At 71.3% G+C, this 25,467-nt stretch carries 22 protein-coding genes; 8 read left to right on the top strand and 14 right to left on the bottom strand.

Features of this window, described 5'->3' with window-relative positions:
- Positions 1–3: 3 nt before the first annotated feature.
- The 4 genes from OHT76_RS39355 to OHT76_RS39340 all read right to left on the bottom strand — a co-directional run bounded on the left by OHT76_RS39355 (position 4) and on the right by OHT76_RS39340 (position 3,289).
- Positions 4–930, bottom strand: coding sequence for a hypothetical protein (locus tag OHT76_RS39355; RefSeq protein WP_328875657.1), 927 nt, complete (start codon positions 928–930; stop codon positions 4–6).
- A 78-nt stretch (positions 931–1,008) separates the two neighbouring features.
- Positions 1,009–1,944 carry an ABC transporter substrate-binding protein gene (locus tag OHT76_RS39350; RefSeq protein ID WP_328875656.1) on the bottom strand — a complete coding sequence of 312 codons (936 nt, stop codon included), beginning with the start codon at positions 1,942–1,944 and terminating at the stop codon, positions 1,009–1,011.
- A complete protein-coding gene (locus OHT76_RS39345) occupies positions 1,941–2,612 on the bottom strand; it encodes an ABC transporter permease (RefSeq protein ID WP_328875655.1) in 672 nt (223 codons plus the stop codon). Before OHT76_RS39345 ends, OHT76_RS39350 begins: the two co-directional genes overlap by 4 nt.
- A complete protein-coding gene (locus tag OHT76_RS39340; protein ID WP_328875654.1) occupies positions 2,609–3,289 on the bottom strand; it encodes an ABC transporter permease in 681 nt (226 codons plus the stop codon). The genes OHT76_RS39345 and OHT76_RS39340 overlap by 4 nt, the downstream gene beginning before the upstream one ends.
- 168 nt (positions 3,290–3,457) lie before the next feature.
- On the opposite strand from OHT76_RS39340, the gene OHT76_RS39335 reads away from it, so the two are divergent.
- Positions 3,458–4,240 carry an ABC transporter ATP-binding protein gene (locus OHT76_RS39335; RefSeq protein WP_328875653.1) on the top strand — a complete coding sequence of 261 codons (783 nt, stop codon included), beginning with the start codon at positions 3,458–3,460 and terminating at the stop codon, positions 4,238–4,240.
- A gap of 3 nt (positions 4,241–4,243) precedes the next feature.
- Positions 4,244–5,554, top strand: coding sequence for an ABC transporter permease (locus tag OHT76_RS39330; protein WP_328875652.1), 1,311 nt, complete (start codon positions 4,244–4,246; stop codon positions 5,552–5,554).
- Positions 5,555–5,611: 57 nt separating this feature from the next.
- On the opposite strand, the gene OHT76_RS39325 is transcribed toward OHT76_RS39330, so the two are convergent.
- Positions 5,612–6,178 (bottom strand): TetR/AcrR family transcriptional regulator, encoded by a 567-nt coding sequence (locus OHT76_RS39325; RefSeq protein ID WP_328875651.1) that lies wholly within the window; start codon positions 6,176–6,178, stop codon positions 5,612–5,614.
- Between the two features lie 121 nt (positions 6,179–6,299).
- Here OHT76_RS39325 and OHT76_RS39320 point away from each other — a divergent pair, with 121 nt between their 5' ends.
- Both OHT76_RS39320 and OHT76_RS39315 read left to right on the top strand, forming a co-directional pair.
- Positions 6,300–7,157, top strand: coding sequence for an AAA family ATPase (locus OHT76_RS39320; protein ID WP_328875650.1), 858 nt, complete (start codon positions 6,300–6,302; stop codon positions 7,155–7,157).
- The gene (locus OHT76_RS39315) at positions 7,154–8,512 is read left to right on the top strand and encodes a vWA domain-containing protein (protein WP_328875649.1); all 1,359 of its coding nucleotides are present in this window, start codon (positions 7,154–7,156) and stop codon (positions 8,510–8,512) included. Before OHT76_RS39320 ends, OHT76_RS39315 begins: the two co-directional genes overlap by 4 nt.
- Here OHT76_RS39315 and OHT76_RS39310 read toward each other — a convergent pair whose 3' ends face one another.
- Complete coding sequence (locus OHT76_RS39310; protein WP_328875648.1) at positions 8,513–9,214, bottom strand: SDR family oxidoreductase; 702 nt, start codon at positions 9,212–9,214, stop codon at positions 8,513–8,515.
- A 191-nt stretch (positions 9,215–9,405) separates the two neighbouring features.
- Here OHT76_RS39310 and OHT76_RS39305 point away from each other — a divergent pair, with 191 nt between their 5' ends.
- Positions 9,406–10,380 (top strand): NAD(P)-dependent alcohol dehydrogenase, encoded by a 975-nt coding sequence (locus tag OHT76_RS39305; protein ID WP_328875647.1) that lies wholly within the window; start codon positions 9,406–9,408, stop codon positions 10,378–10,380.
- 24 nt (positions 10,381–10,404) lie between these two features.
- On the opposite strand, the gene OHT76_RS39300 is transcribed toward OHT76_RS39305, so the two are convergent.
- The 8 genes from OHT76_RS39300 to OHT76_RS39265 form a co-directional block, all read right to left on the bottom strand.
- Complete coding sequence (locus OHT76_RS39300; RefSeq protein WP_328875646.1) at positions 10,405–10,767, bottom strand: cupin domain-containing protein; 363 nt, start codon at positions 10,765–10,767, stop codon at positions 10,405–10,407.
- Between the two features lie 139 nt (positions 10,768–10,906).
- A complete protein-coding gene (locus tag OHT76_RS39295; RefSeq protein WP_328875645.1) occupies positions 10,907–11,884 on the bottom strand; it encodes a threo-3-hydroxy-L-aspartate ammonia-lyase in 978 nt (325 codons plus the stop codon).
- Entirely contained in the window at positions 11,881–12,585 is a 705-nt protein-coding gene (locus OHT76_RS39290) for a helix-turn-helix transcriptional regulator (RefSeq protein WP_328875644.1), read from the bottom strand. The genes OHT76_RS39295 and OHT76_RS39290 overlap by 4 nt, the downstream gene beginning before the upstream one ends.
- A gap of 102 nt (positions 12,586–12,687) precedes the next feature.
- On the bottom strand, positions 12,688–14,382 hold the full coding sequence (locus OHT76_RS39285) for a thiamine pyrophosphate-dependent enzyme (RefSeq protein WP_328875643.1): 1,695 nt from the start codon (positions 14,380–14,382) through the stop codon (positions 12,688–12,690).
- Positions 14,379–15,650, bottom strand: coding sequence for a cation:proton antiporter (locus OHT76_RS39280; protein WP_328875642.1), 1,272 nt, complete (start codon positions 15,648–15,650; stop codon positions 14,379–14,381). The genes OHT76_RS39285 and OHT76_RS39280 overlap by 4 nt, the downstream gene beginning before the upstream one ends.
- Positions 15,651–15,795: 145 nt before the next feature.
- Positions 15,796–17,184: a cytochrome P450 gene (locus OHT76_RS39275; RefSeq protein WP_328875641.1), complete on the bottom strand. Its 1,389-nt coding sequence runs from the start codon at positions 17,182–17,184 to the stop codon at positions 15,796–15,798.
- Complete coding sequence (locus OHT76_RS39270) at positions 17,181–18,281, bottom strand: alpha-hydroxy acid oxidase (RefSeq protein ID WP_328876734.1); 1,101 nt, start codon at positions 18,279–18,281, stop codon at positions 17,181–17,183. Before OHT76_RS39270 ends, OHT76_RS39275 begins: the two co-directional genes overlap by 4 nt.
- A 10-nt stretch (positions 18,282–18,291) precedes the next feature.
- Positions 18,292–19,869 carry an NAD(P)-binding domain-containing protein gene (locus OHT76_RS39265; protein WP_328875640.1) on the bottom strand — a complete coding sequence of 526 codons (1,578 nt, stop codon included), beginning with the start codon at positions 19,867–19,869 and terminating at the stop codon, positions 18,292–18,294.
- A 252-nt stretch (positions 19,870–20,121) separates the two neighbouring features.
- On the opposite strand from OHT76_RS39265, the gene OHT76_RS39260 reads away from it, so the two are divergent.
- From OHT76_RS39260 to OHT76_RS39250, 3 genes are read left to right on the top strand one after another with little or no spacing between them, the layout of a single operon-like run.
- Positions 20,122–21,273, top strand: a complete 1,152-nt coding sequence (locus OHT76_RS39260; protein ID WP_328875639.1) for an MFS transporter — start codon at positions 20,122–20,124, stop codon at positions 21,271–21,273.
- Positions 21,274–21,332: 59 nt separating this feature from the next.
- Positions 21,333–23,093 (top strand): glycoside hydrolase family 35 protein, encoded by a 1,761-nt coding sequence (locus OHT76_RS39255; protein ID WP_328875638.1) that lies wholly within the window; start codon positions 21,333–21,335, stop codon positions 23,091–23,093.
- Positions 23,090–25,435 (top strand): beta-galactosidase, encoded by a 2,346-nt coding sequence (locus OHT76_RS39250; protein WP_328875637.1) that lies wholly within the window; start codon positions 23,090–23,092, stop codon positions 25,433–25,435. Before OHT76_RS39255 ends, OHT76_RS39250 begins: the two co-directional genes overlap by 4 nt.
- The last annotated feature ends 32 nt before the right edge of the window (positions 25,436–25,467 follow it).

Raw genomic sequence — 25,467 nt, 5'->3', positions numbered from 1 at the left:
CCGTCAGGAGCCCTTCGGCTTACGTGTCGCCTCGCGCCCCAGGATGCCGAACGCCCACCGCTCGTTGAACCCGGCGATGAACCCTATGGCGCACCAGAACCCCCAGAAGTCCGTGCCCTTGGCGGCCGATCCGGGGTTCCCGCCGGACGGGCAGATCTCGGCCGCGGTGGCCGGTACCTCGAAGACGGGCACGAGACCGCCGCTGAGCAGGAAGTACACCGCGAGCGCGAGGATCCACCCGACGAACACCCGGTACACGCCCTCGTGGCGCATGCTGCGGGCCATCTGGCCGGGCACGATCAGTCCGTCCCGGGCGCTGTTCTGACGCTTCGTCAACTGCTCGGCGTTTCCGCGCAGTCGGACCAGCACACTGAGCACCGCGCCGAACGCGCCGACTCCGCCGCACACGAACGCGCCCAGTAAATGCCAGCGGTTGGTGCAGTTGAGCGTCACGCCCAGCGCCTGGAGCATGCCGACGCCCCACAGCAGCGGTACGCCGAGCAGCACCAGGCTGGCGGCGGAGCCCAGCGTCAGACCGACGTTGAGGCCACGGCTGACGGCGGTCGCGCTGTCCTGCGCGAGCCGTCCCCGCAGGTCGGCTATCTCCTCGTCGAGGTACTCGACCAGGTGGTCGTTCGGCTTGGCGTCCTCCAGCCGTGGATCGCTCAGCGCGTTACCGAGGACGCGCTGCACGGTGACGCGCGCCGCGACTCGGGTGTTGCGCTCGAAGGCGCGCTGCGAGGCGCCGTACAAGAGCTGCAGTTGAAGCTGCTGTTCGGGGTACACGTCCCCGAACTTCACGTAGGCCGGGCCGAGTCCGGCCGGCACGATGTGGGTCAGTCCCTCGGGGCGCAGATCAGTGTCCGCCCCCTCGACCGACTCGCGTAGTCCCTGCCACCACAGGTGGCGGCGTCCCCCGTCGACCGTCATGAGGTACCTGTACCCCCGCGCGGGACGGCCCGGAAGGCGGCGCGCCGCACCAGTACGGTGACGGTTGTCACGGGCGCGTCACTTCAGCAGGCCCTTGCCCTGGAGATAGGTCCGGGCCACATCGGTCGCCAACCGCCGCCAGCTGTCGACCTGTTCGTTCATCGAGGCGAGATCGGCGGTGGTGAGGACGTCGTTGAGGCGGCCGAGGGCTTTGCCGACCCGCTCGCTGCCCGCGCGGGCGCGGTTGACGACGGGGACGACGTAGTCGGCGTTCTGGAGGTGCTTGTCGTCGGCGAGGAGGACCAGGCCGAACTCGTCCAGCGTGGCGTCGGTCGTGGTGGTCAGCACCATCTGGTCCTGGCCGCTCTGAACGGCCTGTTTCGCCTGGGTGGTGCCGACGCCCTTCGGGTCGACGCCGGTGACGTCGATGCCGTAGGTCTCCTTCAACCCGGGGGCACAGTAGGGGCGTTGGACGCACTCGTCGCCCGCCGCGAGCCGCACCTCCAGGCCGGAGGCACCGAGGTCACTGAGGGTCTTCAGGTCGTTCTGGCGGGCATAGGCGGCGGTCACCGCGAACGCGTTCTGGTCGACCGCCCGCCCGGGGTCCAGGACGGTGAGGCCGCGGGGGGTGGCCAGTCGGCGCAGTGCCGTCATGGTCGTGTCGAGGTCGGGTGAGCCGACCGGTGCGGCGTCGGCGCCGTTGGACTTGGCGTTGAGCCAGTCCGCGAAGGTGGCCGCGTACTCGGGCACGACGTCGATCTGCCCGGATTCCAGGGCGGGTTCGTACAGTTCGCGGTTGGCGACGGTGAGCATCGAGGTCTGGTAGCCGGCCTGGTTCAGAAGCAGCGCGTACATCTGGGCGAGCAGATCGCTCTCGGTGAATCCGGCGGATCCGATGGTCAGGCTGCGGCTGTCGCCGGGCGGGGCCGTGACCTCGCCTTGGGTCTCCAAGGAGGGGCCGGTGGAGCAGCCGGTGAGGAGCAGTGCGGCCACCCAGCACCAGTGCCGCCTCACGAGGCCCCCTTGGCCCACCGCGGCGACAGCCGCTCGGCGACCTCGAACACGCCCTCGACGACCAGCGCGAAGGCGGCCACCAGCACCGCCCCCGCCACCACCTGCGGCGTACTGGCCAGATTGAACCCTGCCGTGATGATCCGACCGAGCCCTCCCCCACCCGCCAGAGCGGCGATGGTGGCCGTCGCGACGAGCTGGACGGCTGCGATCCGGACGCCGGTGAGCAGCAGCGGGAGCGACAGAGGCAGCTCCACGTGAAACATCACCTGTCGCCCCGTCATCCCCATGCCCCGCGCCGCCCGCACCACACTGCGATCGACCTCGCGCATCCCGACGTAGGCATTGGTGAGCAGCGGCGGTACGGCGAACAGCACCAGGGCGACGACGGTCGGCCCCTCGCCCCACCGCCCGACCGGAGTCAGCAGCAACAGGACCAGCACGGCGAAGGTGGGAACCGCGCGGCCGATGTTGGAGATGTTGACGGCGAGCGCCCCACCCTTGCCGAGGTGGCCCAGCACGACCGCGACCGGCAGCGCGATCAGGCAGCTGATCAGCAGGCATACGACGGTGAGCACGAGATGCTCCAGCAGCCGCTGCCAAATTCCGTCCTCTCCGGCCCAGTGCGCCGAGTCGGTGAGCCAGTCCCAGGCGTCGGCGAGGGTGTTCATACGCGCACCGCCCTGGTCCAGGGTGTCATCAGCCGCTGCACGCCGAGGAGCAGGACGTCGGCGACGATCGCGATCACCACGCACAGCACGGACGCGGTGAGCACCTGTGCCTTGAAGTAGGTGTTCATGCCCGCGTAGATGAGGTTGCCGAGCCCGCCGAAGCCGACGATCGCGCCGACCGTGACCAGCGAGACCGCAGAGACCGTGGCGATGCGCAGTCCGGCCATGGCCGCGGGCAGGGCGAGGGGCAGTTCAACGGTGAGGAGGAGGCGGACGGGGCCGTAGCCCATGCCGCGCGCGGCCTGCCGGGTCTCCTCGGGGACCGCGCGCAGTCCGGCCAGGATGTTGCGCACCAGCAGGGTGAGCGAGTACAGGACGAGCCCGGCGACGACCAGGCTCTCCGAGAGGCCGTACACGGGCAGCAGCAGCGAGAACATCGCCAGGGACGGAATCGTGTAGAGGATCGTGGTGACGCCGAGCACGGGCCCGGCGGCCCAGCCCCAGCGACGCGCCAGCACAGCCAGCGGCAGGGCGAGCACGAGGCCGAGCAGGACGGAGACCGCCGTCAGTTGAAGATGCTGGACCACCGCGTCCCAGAGGATCTCGCTGCGGGTGCTCAGATACTCGCCGCAGATCCACTCGTTGCGCGCGAGGCAGTCGTCGGGGGGCGCGGTCACGGCTCCATTGCATCGGGTGGGCCACAGGGTCTGCCCGTTGTGGTGACCCGTCCGGGGTGTCGCTGAGTACACCCGCCGATACGGGTTCTGCGCCCAATGTGCCGGGCCCGCCGTCTCCGTAGCTTCGTGGTCAGGGCACAGGGAGTGCCCGACCGGGGAGTGATGACGATGTTTCGCACAGGCTCAGGCACGCACGACACGGGACCCGCCGCCGAGGCGCTGCGGCTGGTCAAGGTCACCAAGACCTACGGGACGGACGACAGTGCGGTGACCGCCCTGCGCGAGGTCACGCTGGGTCTGGGGAGCGGCACCTTCACCGCGGTGATGGGCCCGTCGGGTTCGGGCAAGAGCACGCTGCTGCACTGCGCGGCGGGTCTTGACCGGCCCGACAGCGGGATCGTGCGGGTGGACGGCACCGAGCTGACGGGCGGCGACGAGACAGCGCTGACAAAGTTCCGGCGCGGCCGGATCGGGTTTGTGTTCCAGCAGTACAACCTGTTGGAGACGCTGACCGTCGCGCAGAACACGGTGCTGCCGCTCAAGCTCGCCGGGCGCCGCGTGGACAAGCGGCGGGCCCGGGAGGTGCTGGCCTCCGTCGGTCTCGGCGACCGACTCGGTCACCGTCCCGACCAGCTCTCCGGCGGCCAGCGTCAGCGCGTCGCCATCGCCCGGGCGCTGGTCACCGAACCTCGGGTGATCTTCGCGGACGAGCCGACGGGCGCCCTGGACACGCGCAGCGCCCGGGAGGTGCTCACGCTGCTCCAGCAGGCGGTGCGGGTGCACGGGCGGACCGTGGTGATGGTGACGCACGACCCGGTCGCCGCCTCCTACGCCGACTCGGTGCTGTTCCTGGCGGACGGCCGGCTCGCGGGCCGGATCGATGGGCCGACCCCGGACGCGGTGGCCGAGCGCCTCGCGCACCTGGGCGACGCCGTGGCGACGGAGGTGTGAGCGATGTTCATGCTGGCGATGCGGTCGATCCGGCAGCGGCCCGGACGGTTCCTGGCAACTCTGCTCGCCGCCTTCCTGGGCGCGGCGATCATCATGACGTTCAACTCGCTGCACGACACGGCGGCACAGGACGGCGTCGACTCGACAAGCGCGGAGACGCTGACCACGGCGGCGAGCGTCGTCGGCGGCTACGGCACCTTGCTGGTGTTCTTCGCGGTGGCCTCGACTCTGACGGTGAACGTCCGTCAGCGGACGGCCGAACTGGAGCTGCTGCGCTGCTCGGGGGCGACCCCGGGGCAGCTCAAGCGGATGGTCGTGGGTGAGGCGGTGGCCGTGGCCCTGGTGGGCGCGGCGCTGGCGATCGGCCCGGCGATGCTCGGCGGGCAGGCCCTGCTGGACGTCTTCCAGGACAGCGGTCAGGTCGCCGACTCCGTCGACCACTCCTTCGGCACGGTCGCGCTCATGACGGGCGTCGACATCACGCTGCTCGCGTCGGCGGGCGCCGCGTTTCTCGCCGTACGGCGGGCGACGCGCGGTACCCGGCGGCACGGCAGGGCTCGTACGTACCTCACCTACGCGGCGCTGGCCGCCGGTGCCCTGTCGGTGTGCTCCACCTTCGCCTTCTCGGCGACGGACGAGGCGCTGATGGCGCCGGCCGCGTACGGGGCGATCCTGCTGTCGGTGGGCTTCGCGCTGATGGCGCCCCGGCTGCTCGGGGGCGTGCTGGACCGGCTGGCGCTCAGCGGGGCGAGCGGCTGGCTGGCCGTGCGGAACCTGCGGCAGCGGGCCGGTGACCTGGCCGGGACCCTGATGTCGCTGATCCTGTTCACGGCGGTGTCCACGGCCACGCTCACCATGCAGGCGGTGGAGAGCGACGCCCTCGCTGCCTCGGGTGCGGTGAAGTCGGTCGACGCCAAGAACCTGGAGACGCTGAACTTCACGGTCGTCGGCATCATCGTGGTCTTCGTCTGTGTGATGCTGGTCAACTCGCTGTACGCGGCCACCACTTACCGGGGCCGGGAGTTCGGCCAGCAGCGGCTGGTGGGGGCGACGCCCGGTCAGGTGCTGGGTGTGGTGGGTGCCGAGGGGCTGATCCTCACGCTGACCGGAGTGGCCTTCGGGGCGGTGGCGGCACTGGCGGGGATCGTCCCGTTCACCGTGGTCCGCACCGACCAGGTGCTGCCGGGCGAGATGTTCGGCATCGGCGCCGGGATGGTCGCCATCGCGGCGGCGGCGACGCTGGGCACGAGCCTGGTGACGGCGCGCCGGGTGCTGCGGAGTCCGGCGGTGGGGGCGGTGGCGGTGGCTTCGTAGAGTCGCGGTCGCGTTGGGGAAACGAAGGTGGGGCGGTCGCTACGGCGGCCGCCCTTCTCATTGCATTCCGGCCGCGTCCATGAGGGCGCTGACCGTGGCGGTCGTCAGTCCGTCCAGCGTCTCGACGCGAGCCCCGGAGCGGGCGCTTGCCCCGTCGAAGACGAGCATCAGCTGGCGGGCGAGCAGCTCCGGGTCCCTTGCGCCACCTTGTTCGGCCCGGTCGCGGAAGGTGCCCTGGAGGCGCTCCTTCACCGTGCGGGCGACCACGCTCGCCGGGTGCTCGGGGTCCTTCAGCTCGACCAGCGCGGCCAGGAAGGGGCAGCCGCAGTAGTCGGGCCGCGTGGACGCGTCCTCCAGATGCTCGAAGAGGTGCAGGATCCACTCGCGTGGGGTTGCGGCGTCGTCCGGATCGCCGACCAGCAGGGCCTCGTACGCCGGGATCCGCCGCTCCAGGCTCGCCGCCAGGACCTCGTCCTTGCTCGTGAAGAGCTGGTACATCGAGCGCTTCGAGACACCGGCGGTCCGGCACAGCGCCTCCACGCCGATGGAGACCCCTTCGCGGTAGAAGAGCTCGCCGGCCGCGTCGAGGAGCCGGTCCTTGGTGGACGCCTTGTCTGTGGCCATACGGCGAGGTTACCGCGCGCCGGAGCCGTTCGGAAACCGATCGGTATCCGGCTGGCGTTCTACGTGACACGAGCCCTGAACAAGCGCTTAGATAGGAGCAGCATCTGACCTGGAGGCCCCGTTGTTCACATCCGTCGACGACGTCGCCACGCGACTGGCCGAGACCGGCTACCTCGCCTCGCCCGCGGTCGCCACGACCGTCTTCCTCGCCGACCGGCTCGGCAAGCCGCTCCTGGTCGAGGGCCCCGCCGGGGTCGGCAAGACGGAACTCGCCAAGGCAGTCGCCCAGGTCGCCGAAGCTCAGCTGATCCGCCTGCAGTGCTACGAGGGCGTCGACGAGTCCCGCGCGCTGTACGAGTGGAACCACGCCAAGCAACTGCTGCGCATCAGCGCGGGCCGCGACGAGACATGGGACGAGACGCGCACGGACATCTTCAGTGAGGAGTTCCTGCTCCCGCGCCCCCTGCTCACGGCGATCCGCGGCGACGACCCCAAGGTGCTGCTGATCGACGAGACGGACAAGGCGGACGTCGAGGTGGAGGGCCTGCTGCTGGAGGTGCTGAGCGACTTCCAGGTGACGGTCCCCGAACTCGGCACGGTCACGGCCACCCGCCGCCCCTTCGTCGTCCTCACCTCCAACGCCAGCCGCGAACTGTCCGAGGCGCTGCGCCGCCGCTGTCTCTTCCTCCATATCGGCTTCCCCGACGAGGAGTTGGAGCGGAAGATCGTCCGGCTGAAGGTGCCGGGCCTGGACGAGGCGCTGGCCCGTTCGGTGGTGCGGGTGGTGGGCGCGCTGCGCGCCATGGACCTGCGGAAGCTGCCGTCGGTGGCCGAGACCATCGACTGGGCGCGCACCCTGCTCGCGCTCGGCGCCGACACCCTGGACGAGACGGTCGTACGGGACAGTCTCGGCGTACTCCTCAAGCACCAGGACGACGTCCTCAAGGCCACCGCCAAGCTCGACCTGGACGCCCTGTGACCACGCCCGCGGGGGTCGCCGAGCGGCTGACGTCGCTCGTCGCGGCGCTGCGGGCGCACGGCATCCGGATCGGCACCGGCGAGACCGTGGACGCGGCGCAGGCGGTGGCGGCGCTCGGGCTCACGGACCGGGAGCGACTGCGCGAGGGCCTGGCGGCGACGCTGCTGCACGGTACGGCCCAACGGCCGGTGTTCGACCCGGTCTTCGACCTGTACTTCCCGCGCGGTGTCGGCGCGCCGGAGCGAGAGGTGGCGGGGCGGGACGACCTGCGCGACCGGTTGGCGGCGGCGCTCGCCGCGAACGACCGGGCGGCGATGGGTGAGTTGGCGGCGGAGGCGGTCGACGGCTTCGGCGGCTACGGCTCCTCCCCCGCGTCGGACGGCTGGTCGTCGTACCAGACACTCGACCGTCTGCGTCCCCAGACCCTGCTCGCCCGGGTCCGCGACGACGTCCGTGCGCGGGGCGGGAGTCCGGGGTTCACCGACCGGCTGTTGGAGGACGAGATCCGGCGGCGCATCGAGGCCTTCCGGGCCTTGGTGACCGCGGAGGCGCGGCGCCGGGTGGCGGAGCGGCGGGGCCGGGACGAGATTGCCCGGCGGGCCGTGGCGCCGAGCGCCGACCGAGTGGACTTCCTGTTCGCCGGAAAGGCCCAACTGGCCGAGCTGCGCAGGGCCGTTCAGCCGCTCGCCCGCAAGCTCGCGACCCGGCTGGCGGCACGTCGGCGGCGGGCCGCGCGCGGCTCGATCGATCTACGGCGGACCCTGCGCGGTTCGTTGTCGACGGGCGGCGTGCCGATGAAGCCGGTGCTGCGCAGACGGCGGCCCGCGCGGCCCGAACTGGTGCTGCTGTGCGATGTGTCGGGTTCGGTGTCCGGCTTCTCGGACTTCACGATGCTGCTGGTGCAGGCGCTGCACGACCAGTTCAGCAAGGTGCGGGTGTTCGCCTTCGTCAACCGTATCGACGAGGTGACCGGCCTCCTCGTGCACGGCAGGGCCGACCCGGAGGGGCTCGGCGCCCGCATACAGGCCGAGGGCACGCTCACGGGCTGGCACGGCAGCAGCGACTACGGCATGGCGCTGGGCGAGTTCGCCGAGCGGTACGGCGACGCGGTCGGCCCGCGCACCACGGTGTTCGTGCTCGGCGACGCACGCACCAACATGAGCGACCCGAACCTCGCGGCCGTCCGCCATATCGCCGAACGGGCGCGCCGCTTCTACTGGTTGAACCCCGAGCAGACCGCGAGCTGGGGCACGGGCGACTCGGCCGCGCCCGCCTACGCCGAGCTGGTCGAGATGCACGAGTGCCGCAACGCCCGCCAGCTCAGCGATCTCGTGTCCCGGCTGCTGCCGGTGTGATCAGGCCGCGAGCTGCGGGTAGAGCGCCGAGACGTCCGCCGACAGACCGGCCTTGACCTGCCGGCTGATGTCGTCGGCCAGCACCTCGTAGGCTCCGGCCTCGATGCCGTCCAGGGCCTGGGCGGCGACGCCCTCGGGGGTGGACTTCGGCGCGTCGATGTTCGCCGTCAGGTCGGTGTCGACGTAGCCGACGTGGAGGCCGGTGACCTCGATGCCGCGCGGCTTGAGGTCCAGGCGCAGGGAGTTGGTCTGCGACCACAGGGCGGCCTTGGAGGCGCTGTAGGAGCCGGCGAGCCCGATCCAGGACAGCACGGAGTGGACGTTGAGGATATGGCCACCGCCGTTGCGTTCGATGACCGGGACGAAAGCGCGGGTGACCAGGAGCGGTCCGTAGAAGTTGGTCTCGAATTCGCGGCGGACGTCTTCGACCGGGGCGTCGAGGAAGTTGGCGTTCACGCTGGCACCGGCGTTGTTGATCAGCAGGGTGACGTCCTGGGCCTGCTCGGCGGCGGCCGCGACGGACGCCGGGTCGCCGACCTCCAGGGCCAGGGGCACGGCATCGGGGTGGGTGACAGTGCGCGGGTCGCGGGCGGTGGCGTACACCTTCTTCGCGCCCCGCTCGTACAGGGCGGCGACCAGCGCCCGGCCGATCCCGCGGCTGCCGCCGGTGACCAGGGCGACGGAACCTTCGATGGTGGTCATGGAACTCTCCCGACTCGCGCACGGCGATCTCACAAGGCGGAAACCGATCGGTTTCCCTTCCTGGATCCCAATGTAAACCGATCGGTTTCCTCAGGGCAAGCGGGGGTCGCCCCTGGGAAAGAATCAGGGTTCGCCCCTGATGCCCGGGCCTGGCCGGATCCCTACTCTCGAAAGTGGCGAAGGGGGAGGACATGAAGGCAGTGACGCAGGACCGGTACGGCTCGGCGGACGTGCTGGAGTTCAGTGACATCGAGCGGCCGGTGCCGGGGCCCGGTGAGGTGCTGGTGCGGGTGCACGCGGCGTCGGTCAATGCCTACGACTGGCATTTCATGCACGGCGATCCGAAGCTGGCGCGCGGGATGATGGGCTGGCGCGGGCCGAAGGCGCGGGTCCGAGGGCGGGACTTCGCAGGCCGGGTGGAGGCGGTGGGCAGCGGGGTCACGGATCTTCAGCCCGGTGACGAGGTGTTCGGCGAGGCCGACGGTGCCTTCGCGGAGTATGTGTGCGCGCCGGACGACTCGGTGGGCCCGAAGCCGTCCAACCTCACCTTCGAGCAGGCCGCGGCGATACCCCTCGCGGGGAACACGGCCCTGATCGGCGTGCGGGACGTGGCCGCGGTGCAGCCGGGGCAGACGCTGCTGATCAACGGCGCGTCGGGGGGCGTCGGCACGTTCGCCGTGCAGCTCGGCAAGGAGTACGGCGCGGAGGTGACCGCGGTGTGCAGCGCGCGCAACGCGGACATGGTCCGCTCGCTCGGCGCGGACCATGTCATCGACTACGCGCGCGAGGACTTCACCCGAGCGGGCCGGCGCTACGACGTGGTGCTGGACCTGGTCGGCAACCACTCACTGACGGCGTTCCGGCGCGCGGTGACCCCGTCCGGCGCCCTGGTGCTGTCGGGCGGCGGGGTGTACGAGGGCGGCAGCCTCACGGGACCCATGGGGCTGTTCTTCAAACGGCGTCTGATGGCGCCCTTCACGCGTCAACGGCTGCTCGAACTCCCGGCTCACCAGAGCAAGAAGAACCTCGCGACTCTGAAGGAGCTGGCCGAGTCCGGGCGGATAGCGCCGGTTGTCGAGCGGACGTATCCCCTGAGTGAGGCGGCCGAGGCCATTCGGTATCTGGAGGTGGAGCACGCGCGCGCGAAGGTCGTCATCACCGTGTGACGGGTCGGCGCGGGCCGGCCTGCGCTACTCCTGCTTCTTCGCGAACTCCCTCGCCGTCTGCCCCTGGAAGTCGCAGACCACGCACGGCTCGTCGCCCAGAACCCAGGCGTCGTGTCCGGGCGAAACGACAAAGACGTCGCCGGGGCCGACCTCTTTCTCACCGCCGTCGTCCATGCGGATGCGCATGCGGCCTCGGAGGACGTAGCCGTTGTGGTGCATCTGACAGGTGTCCGTGCCCGCGATCGGGGCCACGTCCTGGGTCCAGCGCCAGCCTGGCTCGAAGGTCGCCAAGGCGAAGTCGAGCTCCGCCATGTGGACGGCTTCCATGTGGCCGTGGGGGAAATCACGCCGCTCGTCCGGCTTTTCGAGTGTCTTCACTTCCAACATGACGAACTCCCTTCCGGCCGCGGTTCACCGCGACCGGGGCCAGTCTTCCCGGCGGATCCGAGCACCGTCGTCGGCAGCCGGCCCCCTACCACTCCATCGTCCGCCCGTCCATCCGGAGCCGCCATTCGGGAGCACTCGCTCAAATCGTGCCGCCGCAGAGCCGGGCGAACCGGTCGGCGCTGACGTTGCCACCGGAGACGATTACTCCGACCCGGCGGGGCAGCGCACCCGCCCGGCCGGAGAGCAGGGCTGCCAGCGGGGTGGCGCCGCTCGGCTCGACGACGATCTTCAGGCGCTCGAAGGCGAACCGCATCGCCTCCCGGATCTCGTCGTCGCTGACCAGGGCGATGTCGTCGACGAGACGTCGGTTGACGGAGAAGGTGAGTTCGCCGGGCGTGTGCAGGGCCTGGCCGTCGGCGATGGTCTTCGGCACCGGGATCTCGATGCGCTGCCCGGCTTCGAGAGACTGCTTGGTGTCGTCCCCGGCCTCGGGCTCGACGCCGATCAGCCGGAGATCCGGGTACAGCCCCTTGGCGGCGGTGCCGCACCCGGCGATGAGCCCGCCACCGCCGACCGGAGTCAGCAGCGCGTCCAACTCGCCGACTTCTTCGAGGAGTTCGAGGGCGGCCGTACCCTGCCCCGCCATGACGTGGGGGTGATCGTAGGGCGGGATGACGGTCAGGCCCCGCTCGGCGGCCAGGGCCTCGGCGATGGCGACACGGTCGCCGGTGTAGCGGTCGTAGGTGACGATCTCGGCGCCGTAGCCCTCGGTCGCCTGCCGCTTGGAGGGCGGGGCGTCCTCGGGCATCACGATCACGGCGGTGGTGCCGAGCTCCCGGGCGGCGAGGGCGACGGCCTGGGCGTGGTTGCCGGACGAGTAGGCGGCGATGCCCCGGGCGAGCTGCTCCGACGACAGCCGGGAGGCGGCGTTGTAGGCGCCGCGGAATTTGAAGGCGCCCACGCGTTGGAAGTTCTCGCACTTGAGGAAGACCTCGGCGCCGACGAGGGCATCGAGGGTGCGGGAGCGCAGGACCGGCGTGCGGTGGGCGACGCCCTTGAGGCGTACGGCAGCGTCCCGGATGTCGTCGAGGGTGAGGGGCGGGGTGCTGGTGGTCACGCTTGTCCTCCATCGGATCCGTCGGAGTCGGCGGTCGGGCCGGTCGTGGCGCGTGCCTGGGCGAGGTAGTTGTAGGCGGAGGCGCGGGAGATGCCGAGCCGGCCGGCGACCTGTTCGACCGAGCGCCGCACGGCGAACACACCCCGCCCGTCCAGACCGCGGAACAGCTCCAGGCGCTGAGCACGGTCGAGCTCCGCCCAGCCGCGGTTCTGCCGGAGCCGGTGGGCGTCAAGGATGGCGCCGACGACGGAATCGATGTCGTTGCCGAAGGTGGTGACCGGCGCCTCGGCACTGTCGCGGCCGATGCCTGCGAGGGCGCCGAGCAGGGCGTGGGCCTCATTGACCGCGGTGACGTCCAGGTTGACGCAGAGGGCGCCGAAGACCTCGCCGGTGGAGTCCCGCAGCACCATGGTGGACGCCTTGACGAGCGTTCCGGTCCGGGTCCGGGTGACGTAGTTCAGATCGTCGTCCGCCTCGGCGCCGCGGGCGACGATCCGCATGGCGGTCTCGCTCATGGCACCGCCGACGGACCGCTCGGTGACCGAACCGGCGACCGCGACCACGGACTCCTCCGGCCGGCGGTAGTCGTGCAGGACCACCTCGCACAGCGGCCCGACGGTCGCCACGAGCCCGTCCGCGACGGGCGTCAGCGCCGTGATGATCGCGTCCCGCTCGGCGTCCAGGGCCTGTTCGGCCGCCATCGCTCGCTCCTGTCCGTACCTGACCCAGGGCTCGACGGGGCCTCCCCGCCGAGCCCTGTCCAGACCATACGTCCAGGTCCCGTACAAACAGTCCAAGCTCGGTCAGTCGCGGACCGACCCCGGCGCACCCCCCAGCAGCAGCGGCCAGACGCTGGGCATCTCGCCCACCGGCACCTCGATCACCGAGGGTCCTGGCTCGCCGAGCGCCTCCTTCAGCGCGCCGGCGAGGGCGCCGGGTGAGTCGGCCCGCACGCCGGGGACGCCGAAGGACTCCGCGAGGCGTACGAAGTCGGGGCTGGTGAGGTCGCTGCCGATGAACCGCCCGGCGAACTCGTCCGACTGGATGCGCCGGACGTTTCCATAGGCGTTGTCGTTGAACACCACCGCGACGACCCCGATGCCGTACCGCCGCGCGGTCGCCAGCTCCTGGAGGTTGAAGCAGAAGCCGCCGTCGCCGTTGACGGAGACCACCGCGCGGTCCGGGTGAGCGGTCTTCACTCCGAGCGCCGACGGATAGCCATAGCCGAGCGTCCCCTGGTAGCCGGGGGTGAGGAAGGTGCCCGGATGGTGGACGGGGTAGCCGACGGCGGCCAGATAACCCACCTGGGTCAGCTCGTTGACGAGGAACCCGTCGTCGGGGATCGCCTCCCGCAGGGCCCGCACGTACGACCACTGCGGCTCGACCGCCGCCACCCGCCGCGCGCACCCCGCCCGGACCTCGGACAGTTCCTCCGCGCTCCACTCCCCGCGCCGGGCCCGGGGCGGGAGCGCGGCGCGGACCGCCTCCAGGGCCGTCCCGGCGTCCGCGCACAGGGTGAGGCCCGCCCGCCGGGGCGGGCCCAGGTCGGCGGGGTCCGCGTTGACGAGGATCACGGTCGCGCCGGGGGCCGTGGGCAGCGCCGTACCCCGCGGGGAGACGAAGCGGCTGCCGACCACCAGCACCACGTCCGCCGTGGGCAGGACGCTCGGACCGGCCAGTGCGGGCAGCGCGAGCCGGTGGTGGGCCGGGATCGCGCCGCCCGCATTGCGGCTGGTCACCACCGGAGCGTCCAACTCCTCGGCCAGTGCGGTCAGGGCGTCCCCGGCCCGCGCGGCGAGCACGCCTCCGCCCACGTAGAGCAGCGGTCGCCGGGCGTCCCGCAGGGCGGAGGCGATGTCGGCGACGGTGCCGGCGTCGGGCTCCGGTACGGCCGGCTCCGGTGCGAGGCCGTCCAGTTGTACGTCGGTCTCCGGTGCGGCGCCGTCGAGTTGTCCGTCGGTCCCCGGTGCCGCCGACGCGGCAAGGACGTCCGCCGGAAGGGTAACGGCCACCGGTCGTGGACGTCCCGTCCGTGACCGCCGTACCGCCTCCCGTAACAGCCGTGGGATCGCGTCCGGGCCACGGGCCCGCGCCGACCAGGTGGTGACGGACGCCAGCATGCCCTCCTGGTCGGGGAGTTCGTGCAGCATGCCGAGGCCTCGGCCGGACAGCGCCGACGGGATGTCCGCCGCCAGGCACAGCAGCGGTGACGAGCACGCGTACCCGGTGGCCAGGGCGGGCAGCGCGTTCAGCACGCCCGGGCCGGGGACGACGAGACAGACGCCCGGGCGGTCCGTAGTCCGGGCGTAGGCCTCGGCCATATGGGCGGCGCCCTGTTCATGGCGGGCGGAGACATACTCGATCGGGCCACCGGCGGCCCTGGCGCGGGCGAGGGCGTCGAGGACATGGTCGAGCTGGACGCCCGGCACGCCGAAGACATGGCGCACGCCCTCCTGTTCGAGCTGCCGGACGAGCAGTTCCGCGCCGGTGTGTGTCACGTCAGCACCGCCGGCGTCGGCTCTTGGGGCTTATCGGCCTCACGTGACTTCGCGTCCCTGCGGTCGAGCCAGCTGAGCAGGGGCGCGGTCATCACCGTGGTCACCAGGGCGACCAGCACCAGGGCGGAGAACATCGCGGAGGTGACGATCCCGGCGGCCAGCCCGATGTTCAGGGCGATCAGCTGCATCAGGCCCCGGGCGTTCATCAGCGTCCCGACCCGTACCGCCACCGCCTGTGGCTCGCCCCGCAGCCGGGCCGCCGCCCAGCAGCCGCCGAACTTGCCGATCACCGCCAGGACGACGGCCGCGGCGCCGAAGAGCATCACGGCGGGGTCGGCGAACACGTCGAAGCGCGTGTTGAGGCCGGAGTAGGTGAAGAACATCGGGACGAACAGCACCTGGGTCACCGATTGGACGGTCCGCACCAGGTGTTCCGACGTCTCTCCGCGCGGCATGGCCATACCGATGCAGAACGCCCCGAACACGGCGTACAGATCGATGATGTCGGTGAACCAGGCGCAGCAGAACAGCGCGGCGACGGTGCCGAGGAGCCGGGTCTCGTCGCTCATGGTCCGATGCGCCACGATCCACACCAGCAGCCGTCGGCCGACCGTCAGCAGCAGGGCCACGAACAGCAGGGAGCCGCCGACGGCGGTCAGGATGTGGCTCGGCTCGCCCGAGGCCGCGCTCAGCACACCGGCGAGCAGGATCCAGGCGACGGCGTCGTCGGTGGCGCCCGAGGCCAGGGCGAGCGAGCCGTAGCGGGTGCCGGCGAGGCCGCGTTCGGTGATGATGCGGGCCAGCATCGGGAAGGCGGTGATCGCCAGGGCCACCCCGACGAACGCCGCGGTCACCCACACCGAGACCCCGTCGACGAAGATGTCCACCCGGCCGTGGGCCACGAAGGCCAGCCCCGCCCCGAACAGCAGCGGGACGAGCACTCCGGCCGAGGAGACGGCCACCGCCGATTTCACCAGGCCACGGCCCGCGTGGGCCCGGAACTCGTAGCCGGCGTTGAACATCAGGGCGACGAGGCCGATCTGGCCCGCGACGTACAGCACCGGTTTGAGGTCGTCGGGGAAGACGGCGGCGGAGACGTCGGGGGCGAGCAGCCCGAACAGGGAGGGGCCGAGCAGCACACCGGCGATCATCTCGCCGACGACCGGCGGCTGGCCGAAACGGGCGGCGACCGCGACGACCAGACGGCACGTCAGCAGGATCACGACGGCGGCCGCGAAGAAGGCGGGGGCGAGTTCGACAGGGGTCATGTCCGCGCTCCCCTCACGGCGGGGGCGAGTTCGACAGGCGTCATGTCCGCGCCCCCTTCACAGCGGAGGCGAGCTTCACGGAAGTCATGTCCGCGCCCCCCTCACGGGCGGGCGCGAGCTGCACACGAGTCATGTCCGCACCCCCTCATCGGCTGCCGACGGCGGTCGGGGCAGACCCGCCCGGCCGGTCGGCGAAGTAGGTGCGGCACAGTCCCTGGCGGCGGGCGTCCCACACCATGTAGGTGCCGAGGACCAGTTGGGTAAGGCTGCGGGGCACCGCGGCCCAGCGGTCGCCCAGCCGCATCGCCGCCAGCCGCAGCCTCATGCCGCCCGGGGCGGCGGAGTGCGGCACCAGCAGACACGGCCCGCGATTGGGCAGGGAGCGAGTGTGCTCGGCGGACGACTCCAGACGGAACCGCCGGAGCACCTCCTCGGCGGCCACCCGCATGGTCAGTACGGCGAAGCCGCGGGCCGGGCAGGGCCGGTTGGCACTCACCCCGAACGGGATGTACGCCGAGGGCCGGGTGTCCTTCGCCAGCCACCGGTCCGGATCGAATCGCTCCGCCGCGGACATACCGGACCGCTGATACTCCGGGTAGTTGAACAGCAGGACCGATCCCGCCGGGATGGCGGGCCGTCCGGAGCGCGGGATCTCCCCTGTGGTGATGCGATGCGCCACGCCGAACAGCGGGAAGTGCCGCAGGGTCTCGTCGATGACCCGGTCGAGATAGTCGGAGTCCTCCGCGCCCGCCCGCAGCCGGTCCTGTACGTCGCCGTGGGTGGCGAGGGCCAGCAGCAGGTGGGCCATCGCCTCCGACATCTGCACCACGGCCGTGTTGAAGAAGGTCCCTTGGAGGTAGTACGCCCGTTCCCGCTCGGTGAGCGTCGACGGCAGCGGCACGGGCGGCGGATCGTTCGCCAGCCGCTCGCTCAGGTGGGCGGTGAGGCGGGCGCGGCGGTCCATGTGCCGTAGGCCCGTGCACTTGAGTGCGCTGACGACGTCGTCGGCGTTGCCGGTGATCAGGTCGCGGACGGGGCGTGGGCAGGGTTCGCGGAAGACGACCTCGTGGTAGACCTCGGCCCACACGGGCATCATCAGGTCGCGCAGCCGGACCTGGTGCACGCTCGCCTCACCCAGTTCGTCGAGGACACGGCGCGTGCACCGGTTGACGAGCTCAGTCCACTCCGCCCGGGACGGTCCGGCCAGGATCTGCCGCGTGGTACGAGCCACGTCGTCATAGCGGGGCCCGGGCTCCAGGTGCTCCTGGTGGACTTCCGGTCCGGGTGCCAGCCAGTACCAGAACAGGTCGGACAGCGCGGCGCCCCGGCTCCGGCCGTTCGCGGCGGGGTGCCCGTACACCTGGCGGAACTCCGCCACGGGCACCTCCCGGCCGGGCGCGGTGATGCCCTCGTCACCGTTGACGCGGGCGAAGATCGCCACACGCAGCGCGACGACGACTCGGGGCAGCCAGTACGGCAGGCTGAGGACCAGGCCCGCCCCGGCGGCGACGGCCGCCCACGTTACGGCGGTCATGACAGCGCCCCGTCGAACAGCGGCCCCGACCAGGCGGGGCGCACGAGCCCGGGCGTCAGTTCATCGAGACCGGCCGCCCCGCACAGCGCCAGCGTCTCCTCGATCTCCTCGCGCAACAGCTCCAGCAGCCGCCGTACGCCCTTCTCGCCGCCCTCGGCCAGTGCCCACATCACCGGGCGGCCGATGCCGACCGCGCGGGCGCCGAGCGCGAGGGCCTTGACCACGTCGGTGCCCCGGCGCACGCCGCCGTCCAGCAGGACGGGGATGCGTCCGGCGACCGCGGCGACCATCTCGGGGAGCAGCTCCAACGTGGCCGGAACACCGTCCAGTTGGCGTCCTCCGTGGTTCGACAGCAGCAGCCCGTCCACGCCGTGGCGGACGGCGAGGCGGGCATCCTCCGGGTGGAGCGCGCCCTTGAGCAGGATCGGCAGGGTGGTCATGGCGCGCAGCCGGTCGATGTGCTCCCAGGACAGCTCCGCCGACATGGCGATCTGACGCACATGACCGCGCTCGCCGTCGCGCAGGTCGACCAGGTTCTCGCAGCGCAATCCGGGCGGCAGGTCGTGGAAGCCGTTGCGCCGGTTGCGTTCGCTCGCGCCCAGCACCGGGGAGTCGACGGTGACCACGAGCGCGGTGCAGCCGGCGTCGGTGGCCCGGCGTACAAGGGCCTCGGTGATCTCAGGGTCCGGCTGGATGTAGAGCTGGAACCACAGCGGTACGGGGACCGCTCCCGCGGCGCCGCGGGCCGCGTCGGCGATCTCGCCCACGGCGACGGTCGACGCCATGCTCACGATCATGATCACCCCGGCGGCCGCGGCGGCCCGTGCGGTGGCCGACTCCCCTTCCGGGTCGACGAGTTTGTGGAAGGCGGTCGGCGAGAGCAGCACCGGCATGCTCGCGCGCTCGCCGAACAGGGTGACGTCCAGGTCGCGCACCGCGCTGCCGCGCAGAACGCGGGGCAGCAGCCGCAGCCGGCCGAACGCCTCCTCGTTGGCCCGTACGGTGATCTCGTCCCGTGCGCCGCCGGCGATGAAGTCGGCGTACACGGGGTCGAGTTTTTCGCGGGCGGCGGTTTCGAAGTCCTTCGCGGACAGCATCACGGCCGCGTCACCGCCCCGTCCCCGCGGTCTGCGGATCGAGTTCGCGGGCGAGGAAGTCGGTGAGCGGAGCCGTGTGCACGTCAGGGTCGTTCCACTCGTTCTCCAGGTTCTCCGCCATGTGGTGGGTGCCGAGGAGCTCACCGGCTCGGAAGTGGCGGATCACGGGGTGGAGATAGGCCGCGTCGAAGGCCTGCGCCACGGAGTTCTGGGCGGGGCGGCGGACGGTGATGTCGAAGGGGTCGACCTTGTCGTGGTCGGGCCCGTACTCCAGGGTGATGGTGAAATAGTCGGCGCCCTGGGTGAGTTCGCACTCGTGGGCGTAGGCGACCGGCATCTCCTCGTAGTGGCGGGCCGCTTCGCCGGTCCTGACGACGACCACATCGCCGAGCACGCCGAACTGCTGCCACAGCGCCGAGCTCCGGTTGACGCGGTCCACCACGGCGTCGGCGAGGGCCGCGGGAGAGGCGTCGAGGTCCCGGCCGGGCCATGGGGTGTCGTGGTACCGCTCGTCGAGGATGCGGGCGAGGGCGCGTACGGCGTAGCGGAAGCCGTGGATGAAGCCGCCGGTGGACTTCTTGAAGTCGCGCTGCTGCATGAGGGTGCCGGCGAAGTACAGGCCGGGTATGTTCACGGACTCGTAGGCGGGGCTGAGCGCGGCGAAGCGGTCGTTGATGACGAGTTCGGGACGGCAGTCGGGGTCGAACGCCGAGGCGTCGAAGCGGAATCCGGTGCAGCCGATGACCCGGTCGTAGCGCAGCTCCTTCACGACCTCGTCGGCGCGGGCGAAGCTGAAGCGGACGCGGTAGCCGTCCTCGCCCTTGTCGATCGAGAGGACGTCGCCGTCCAACAGGGCGTTCTGCGACTTGAGTTGATAAGTGTCCAGAAAGTTGTTGTTGACGGCGCGCAGATGGCCGACGTAGTGGGTGTTCCACGCCAGGCGGATCGAGTGGGGTCCGGCGACGTGAATGACGGCGGCCGTCTCGACGAGGTTGTCGGCGGTCTCCAGCGCGGAGTTGCCCTTGCCGAGGATGAGGACCCGCTGCCCGGTGAAGTCCTCGGGGTCGACGGTGACGTCGGCGTAGTCCTCGACCGTGTCGATGCCGGGGATGTCGGGGATATGGGCCCGGGTCAGTCCGGTGGCCATGACCAGGCGCCGGGCATGGTGGTCCTGGCCGTGCTGGTCGGTGACGGTGAAGCCGTCGGGGCCGCGCCCGATGCGCTGCGCGCGGGTGTCGTAGGCGATGTCGAGCTTGAAGGTCTCGGCGTAGTCGGCGAGGTAGCGCACGAGGTCGTCGGCGTGCGGGAAGTAGCGCTTGCTGTAGCGGGTGAAGAGCAGCTCGGGGTCCGGGGAGAGCAGTGAGTTCCAGTCCATCCGGAGGTTGAGCTCGGGGTCGGTGGTGCCGGTGTGGACCTTGTTGATCGAGATCAACTGGCGGTGACGGGGGAAGGTCCGGAAGAAGGTGCCCGGGGTGGGGCCGCTCTCCAGGATCCGGTAGTCGTGTCCGGCCGACTGCAGCAGTTGGCCGAGCTGGAGGCCCGCGGGACCAGCGCCGATGATGAGACAGTCGAGCGTTTCCTTGCGCACTGTGGCTGCCTTCCGTGGGGACGAGGAGGAACGAAGGCCATGCGGAGTAAGCGCTTGCTCACGCCAACTCCCCTTTATTGACGAGAAGTTGACGGATTCCTTTGAAACGTCAATCGCACCCTAGTGACGACTCTTCCCTCGCGACAACGCCCAGATCTCGCCACCGAAAGCGCTTGCAGGAGACCCTTGACGGCGGCGATGTTACCGGTAACATCAACAGTCGTCGCTGGCCGTGAACGAGAGGTGTGTGCCGTGCTGCTGCGGGACAGACAGGTCTTCAGCCCGACCGCGGTGGTCGCCTCCTGCGTGGGATTCGTGCTTCTCGGCGCCCTTCAGGCCCTGTACGGACCGGCCATCCCCGCCTTCCGCGAGGAGTTCGGGCTCAGCCCGTCGGCCGCGGGACTTGGACTGAGCGCCCACTTCGTCGGCGGAGTGGCCGGAGTACTGCTCTTCGACCGCTTCTTCGGGCGGATCGGCAACCGGCGGATCCTCGGCGCCTCGTATCTGCTCATGGCCGTCGGCGCGGCAGGGTTCGCACTGGCGCCGAACTGGCCGGTGGCCCTCGTCATGGCGCTGCTGGCCGGTCTGGGGTTCGGCGGCGTCGACTACGGCCTCAACCAGCTCTTCGCCGTCGGCTTCGGCCACCGCTCGACGGCCATGCTCAACATCCTCAACGCCCACTTCGGCATCGGCGCGATCCTCGGCCCGGCGCTGATCGGCCTGATCGGCGCCGAGCACTACCCGGCGGTCTTCCTGGCCTTCGCCCTGGCCAACCTGCCCCTCCTGCTGTGCCTGAGAGGCGTACGCGACCAGGTGCCGCCGCCGACCGAGGCGGAGCCCCGGAGCCAGGCCCTGGCTCGCAGCCTGGGATCCGTACTCGCCGTGTTCATCGCCCTGTATGTGCTGCACGTCGGTATCGAGGCGGGCGTGGGCGGCTGGGAGCCCACCCACCTGGAGACCGTCGGCTACGGCGCCGGACTGGCCGCGACCGCCACCTCCGTCTACTGGCTGATGATGACGGTCGGTCGCTTCCTGGTCGCCCCGCTCGCCCTGCGCTACTCACCCCAGACCATCATCACCGTGTCCTGCGCGGGAATGACGGTGTGCCTGCTGCTCGCCACGATCCCCGCGCTGGCCCCGTACGCCTACGCCGGTGTCGGTCTGTTCATCGCGCCGATCTTCCCCACCGGCCTGCCCTGGCTGAACCGTTCGGTCCCGCGCGCCCGCCGGGCGTCAGCCGTGGTCATCGCCGCCTCGATGGCCGGCGGCGTGGTGGCGGGCCCAGCCCTCGGCAAGGCCATCGAGGGGGCCGGCGTCCGCACGGTCCCCCTGCTCCTCGGCGCCGTCTCGGCACTCTGCCTGACGGCGACGCTCTGGCTGGTGCGCGCCACCCGGTCGCGCTGAAGCCCCCGCCCGGTCGCACTGAAACCCACCCCTGAACCCGAAGCGAAGGGAAGCCCCGCATGCCCGCCCTGACGACCACGTCCGACGGTTTCCTGCTGCACGGCGAGCCGCTGCGCATCATCTCCGGCGCCCTGCACTACTTCCGCGTCCACCCGGACCAATGGGCCGACCGCCTGCGCAAGGCACGTCTGATGGGCCTCAACACGGTGGAGACGTACGTCCCTTGGAACCTGCACCAGCCGGACCCCGAGGGCCCCCTCGTCCTCGACGGCTTCCGCGACCTGCCCCGCTATCTGAGCCTCGCCCAGGCCGAGGGCCTGCACGTCCTGCTGCGCCCCGGCCCGTTCATCTGCGCCGAGTGGGACGGCGGCGGCCTGCCCTCCTGGCTCACCTCCGACCCCGGCATCCGCCTGCGCAGCTCCGACCCCCGCTTCACCGGGGCGGTCGACCGCTACCTCGACCTGCTGATCCCACCCCTGCTGCCGCACATGGCCGCGTCCGGTGGCCCGGCCATCGCCGTGCAGGTGGAGAACGAGTACGGGGCCTACGGCGACGACAGTGCCTATCTCAAGCACCTGGAGCAGGCATTCCGCACCCGCGGTGTCGAGGAGCTGCTGTTCACCTGCGACCAGGCCAACCCCGAGCATCTGGCCGCGGGGAGCCTGCCCGGCGTCCTGACTACGGCCACCTTCGGCAGCCGGATCGACCGGAATCTGGCCGAGCTGCGCGCCTTCCAGCCCCAAGGGCCGCTGATGTGCATGGAGTTCTGGATCGGCTGGTTCGACCACTGGGGCGGGCCGCACCACGGCCGGGACGCGGCCGACGCCGCCGCGGACCTGGACCGGCTGCTGTCGGCCGGGGCGTCCGTCAACATCTACATGTTCCACGGCGGCACCAACTTCGGCTTCAGCAACGGCGCCAACCACCACCACACCTACGCCCCGACCGTCACGTCGTACGACTACGACGCCCCGCTCACCGAGCACGGCGACCCGAGCCCCAAGTACCAGGCCTTCCGCGAGGTCATCGCCCGCCACGCCCCGGTACCCGACGAACCCGTCCCGGCCCCGGCACCCAAACTCCCGCCCACACCAGTCGAGTTGACCCAGCGGGCCCCGCTGCTGCCGCACCTGACCGACCTCTCCAAGCCCGTCCACACCGACGGCGACCCGCTCACCATGGACGCCCTCGGCCTGCACGCGGGTTACGTGCTCTACCGCACGACCCTCCCCACAGCGGGCGACCGTCTGCTGCACTTCACGGGCGGAGTCGGTGACCGCGCCCAGGTCTTCGTCGCCGGCGCCCCCGTCGGCGTACTCGAACGCGAGCGGTACGACGAGACACTGCGCCTGCGAGTCCCGTACCCCGGCGCCACGCTCGACGTCCTGGTCGAGAACCAGGGCGGGGTCAACTACGGCCCGCGCATCGGCGCCCCGAAGGGCCTGCTGGGCCCCGTCACCCTCGACGGCACCGCGCTGCGCGGCTGGGACTGCCACCCCCTGCCGCTGACCGACCTGGACAAGGTGCCCTTCACACCGGGAGCCTGCACCGAACCCGCCTTCCACCACGGCACCTTCGAGGTGGACACCCCCGCCGACGCCTTCCTCTCCCTCCCCGGCTGGACCAAGGGCCAGGCCTGGGTCAACGGCTTCCACCTCGGCCGCTACTGGAACCGCGGCCCCCAGCGCACCCTGTACGTCCCCGCCCCGATCCTGCGCCCCGGCGCCAACGACCTCGTCCTGCTGGAACTCCACGCCACCACCAGCACCCGCGCCCAGCTCACCGACACCGCCGACCTCGGCACGGAGAACCACTCATGACGCACCGCCTGCGCGTCCCCGCGCCCACCGCTCCCCCGCTGACCGGCCATCTGCCCTTCACCGACGCGCCCGGCGTGTCCGACCCGATCGAGGTCACCAGCCGCTGGTTCACCCGCGGCGGCCGCCCCTGGTTCCCGGTCTCCGGCGAGTTCCACTACTCCCGGTATCCGTTGGGGAGTTGGGAGGAGGAGCTGCTGAAGATGAAGGCGGGCGGGGTGAGTGCCGTCGCCAGTTACGTCATCTGGATCCACCACGAGGAGATCGAGGGCCGGGTCCGCTTCGACGGCGACCGCGATCTGCGCCGCTTCGCCGAGCTCTGCGCCCGGCACGGCCTGGACTTCATCCCCCGGATCGGCCCCTGGTGCCACGCCGAGGTACGCAACGGAGGGCTGCCCGACTGGCTCCTGGCCCGCGACTGCACACCCCGCACCGACGACCCCGGCTATCTGGGGCCCGTACGCGCCTGGTTCACGGCCGTCGCGGAGCAACTGCGCGGCCTGGACCGGGCGCACGGCGGCCCGATCGTCGCGATCCAGATCGAGAACGAGCTCTACGACCAGCCCGGCCACCTCCTCACCCTCAAGCGCATGGCCCAGGAGGCCGGCCTCAGCGCACCCCTGTGGACGTCGACCGCCTGGGGCGGTGTCCAACTCCCGCCCGACGAGCTGCTTCCGCTGTACGGCGGCTATCCGGAGACGTTCTGGACGGAGTGGGACGGCGGCTGGCCCGACACCTGCCGCAAGCACTTCTTCTTCACCGACCAGCGCGACGACGAGGGCATCGGCGCCGACCTGCGGCCCGCCACCGTCCGCGGCGGCGAACCGGCCCCGACGGACCGATTCCCGTGGGCCACCTGCGAGTTGGGCGGCGGGATGGCGGTGGCGTATCACCGGCGGCCGCGCGTGGAAGCCGCCGACATCGGCGCACTGGGCCTGACGAAGATCGGCTGCGGCTCGGTCTGGCAGGGCTACTACATGTTCCACGGCGGCACGAACCCACCCGGCGCCCTCCAGGAGTCCCACGCCAGCGACTACCCCAACGACCTGCCGGTGCTGACGTACGACTTCCAGGCGCCGCTCGGCGAGTACGGCCAGTACCGGCCCTCGTACCACGAACTGCGCCTCCAGCACCTGATGCTGGCCGACTTCGGGCAGCTCATCGCGCCGATGGAGGCGGTGCTGCCCGAGCGGCAGCCGACCGGTCAGGACGACCGGGACACCCTGCGCTGGGCGGTCCGCAGCGACGGCGACTCGGGCTTCCTGTTCGTCAACAACCACCAGCCGCACGAGCCGCTGCCGGATCACCCGGAGACGACGTTCTGCGTTGAACTACCCGATGCTGAGGGTGAGTTGAGTCTGCCGAGCGTTCCGGTGACCATCCCTACCGGCGCCTACTTCTGCTGGCCGCTGCGTCTGGAGGTGGCGGGTCTGCGGCTGGAGTGGGCCACCGCGCAGCCGGTGTGCACGGTCCAGGACGAAGGCCGTACGGTGCTGGTGCTGGCCGCCACGGACGGCATCGCCCCCGAACTCGCCCTGGACGCGGGCACGGTGACGTCCGTCGACACGCCGTCCGGCGAGGTCGCCCACGTCGACGGACGGGTTCTGGTGACCGGTCTACGCCCGGGCACCGACGCCTTGGTCGAGGTCGGCACGGCGGACGGCGGGCGGGTCGGTGTGCTGGTCCTCGACGCGGCGACGGCCCGTTGCGTCTACCGGGGCGAGGCCTGGGGTGTCGAGCGGCTGGTGCTGTGTGCGGACGGGGTCGTCTTCGACCGGGGTGACGTCCGCGTGCACAGCCCGGCGGCCCGGCCGTCGTTCGCCGTACTGGCCGCGCCGGAACGGGATCCGGTGGTGGAGGGTACGGCGGTGACGGGGACGGCGTACGGGGTGTTCACCCGGTACGCGCTCGACGTGCCCGACGCCTTGGGGGACGTACACCTGACGCAGGTGCGTCCCGCCGGGCCCGCGCCTGAACCGGTGGCAGGTGTCCTCGGCCGGGCCAGTGCGCCCGCGGACAAGTACTTCGAGAGCGTGGCCGCCGAATACCGCGTCGAGGTGCCGGACGATCTGCCGACCGGGACCGTGCTGCGGCTGACCTGGACGGGAGACGTGGGGCGGGCGTACGTGGGCGACCGGCTCGTCGCGGACCAGTTCTTCTCGGGGCGGGTCTGGGACATCGGCGTGGACCGGCTGCCGGCCGGGGCGCTACGGCTGCGGGTGCTGCCGTTGCACCCGGACGCTCCGGTGTATCTGCCGGGGCGCGCGGCGGTGGACGCGCGGACGGCCGCCGTCACCGGGGCGGAGTGGGTGACCACGCGCTCCTGGACGGCGCGGGTGGACTGAGGAGCCCCTGGGCGGTCGTGCCTATGCTGTGG

This window comes from Streptomyces sp. NBC_00287 (genome assembly GCF_036173105.1).
Taxonomy (GTDB): Bacteria; Actinomycetota; Actinomycetes; order Streptomycetales; family Streptomycetaceae; genus Streptomyces.
The sequence above is the reverse complement of the archived record's forward strand: the minus strand, read 5'-3'. Positions and strand labels throughout refer to the sequence as shown.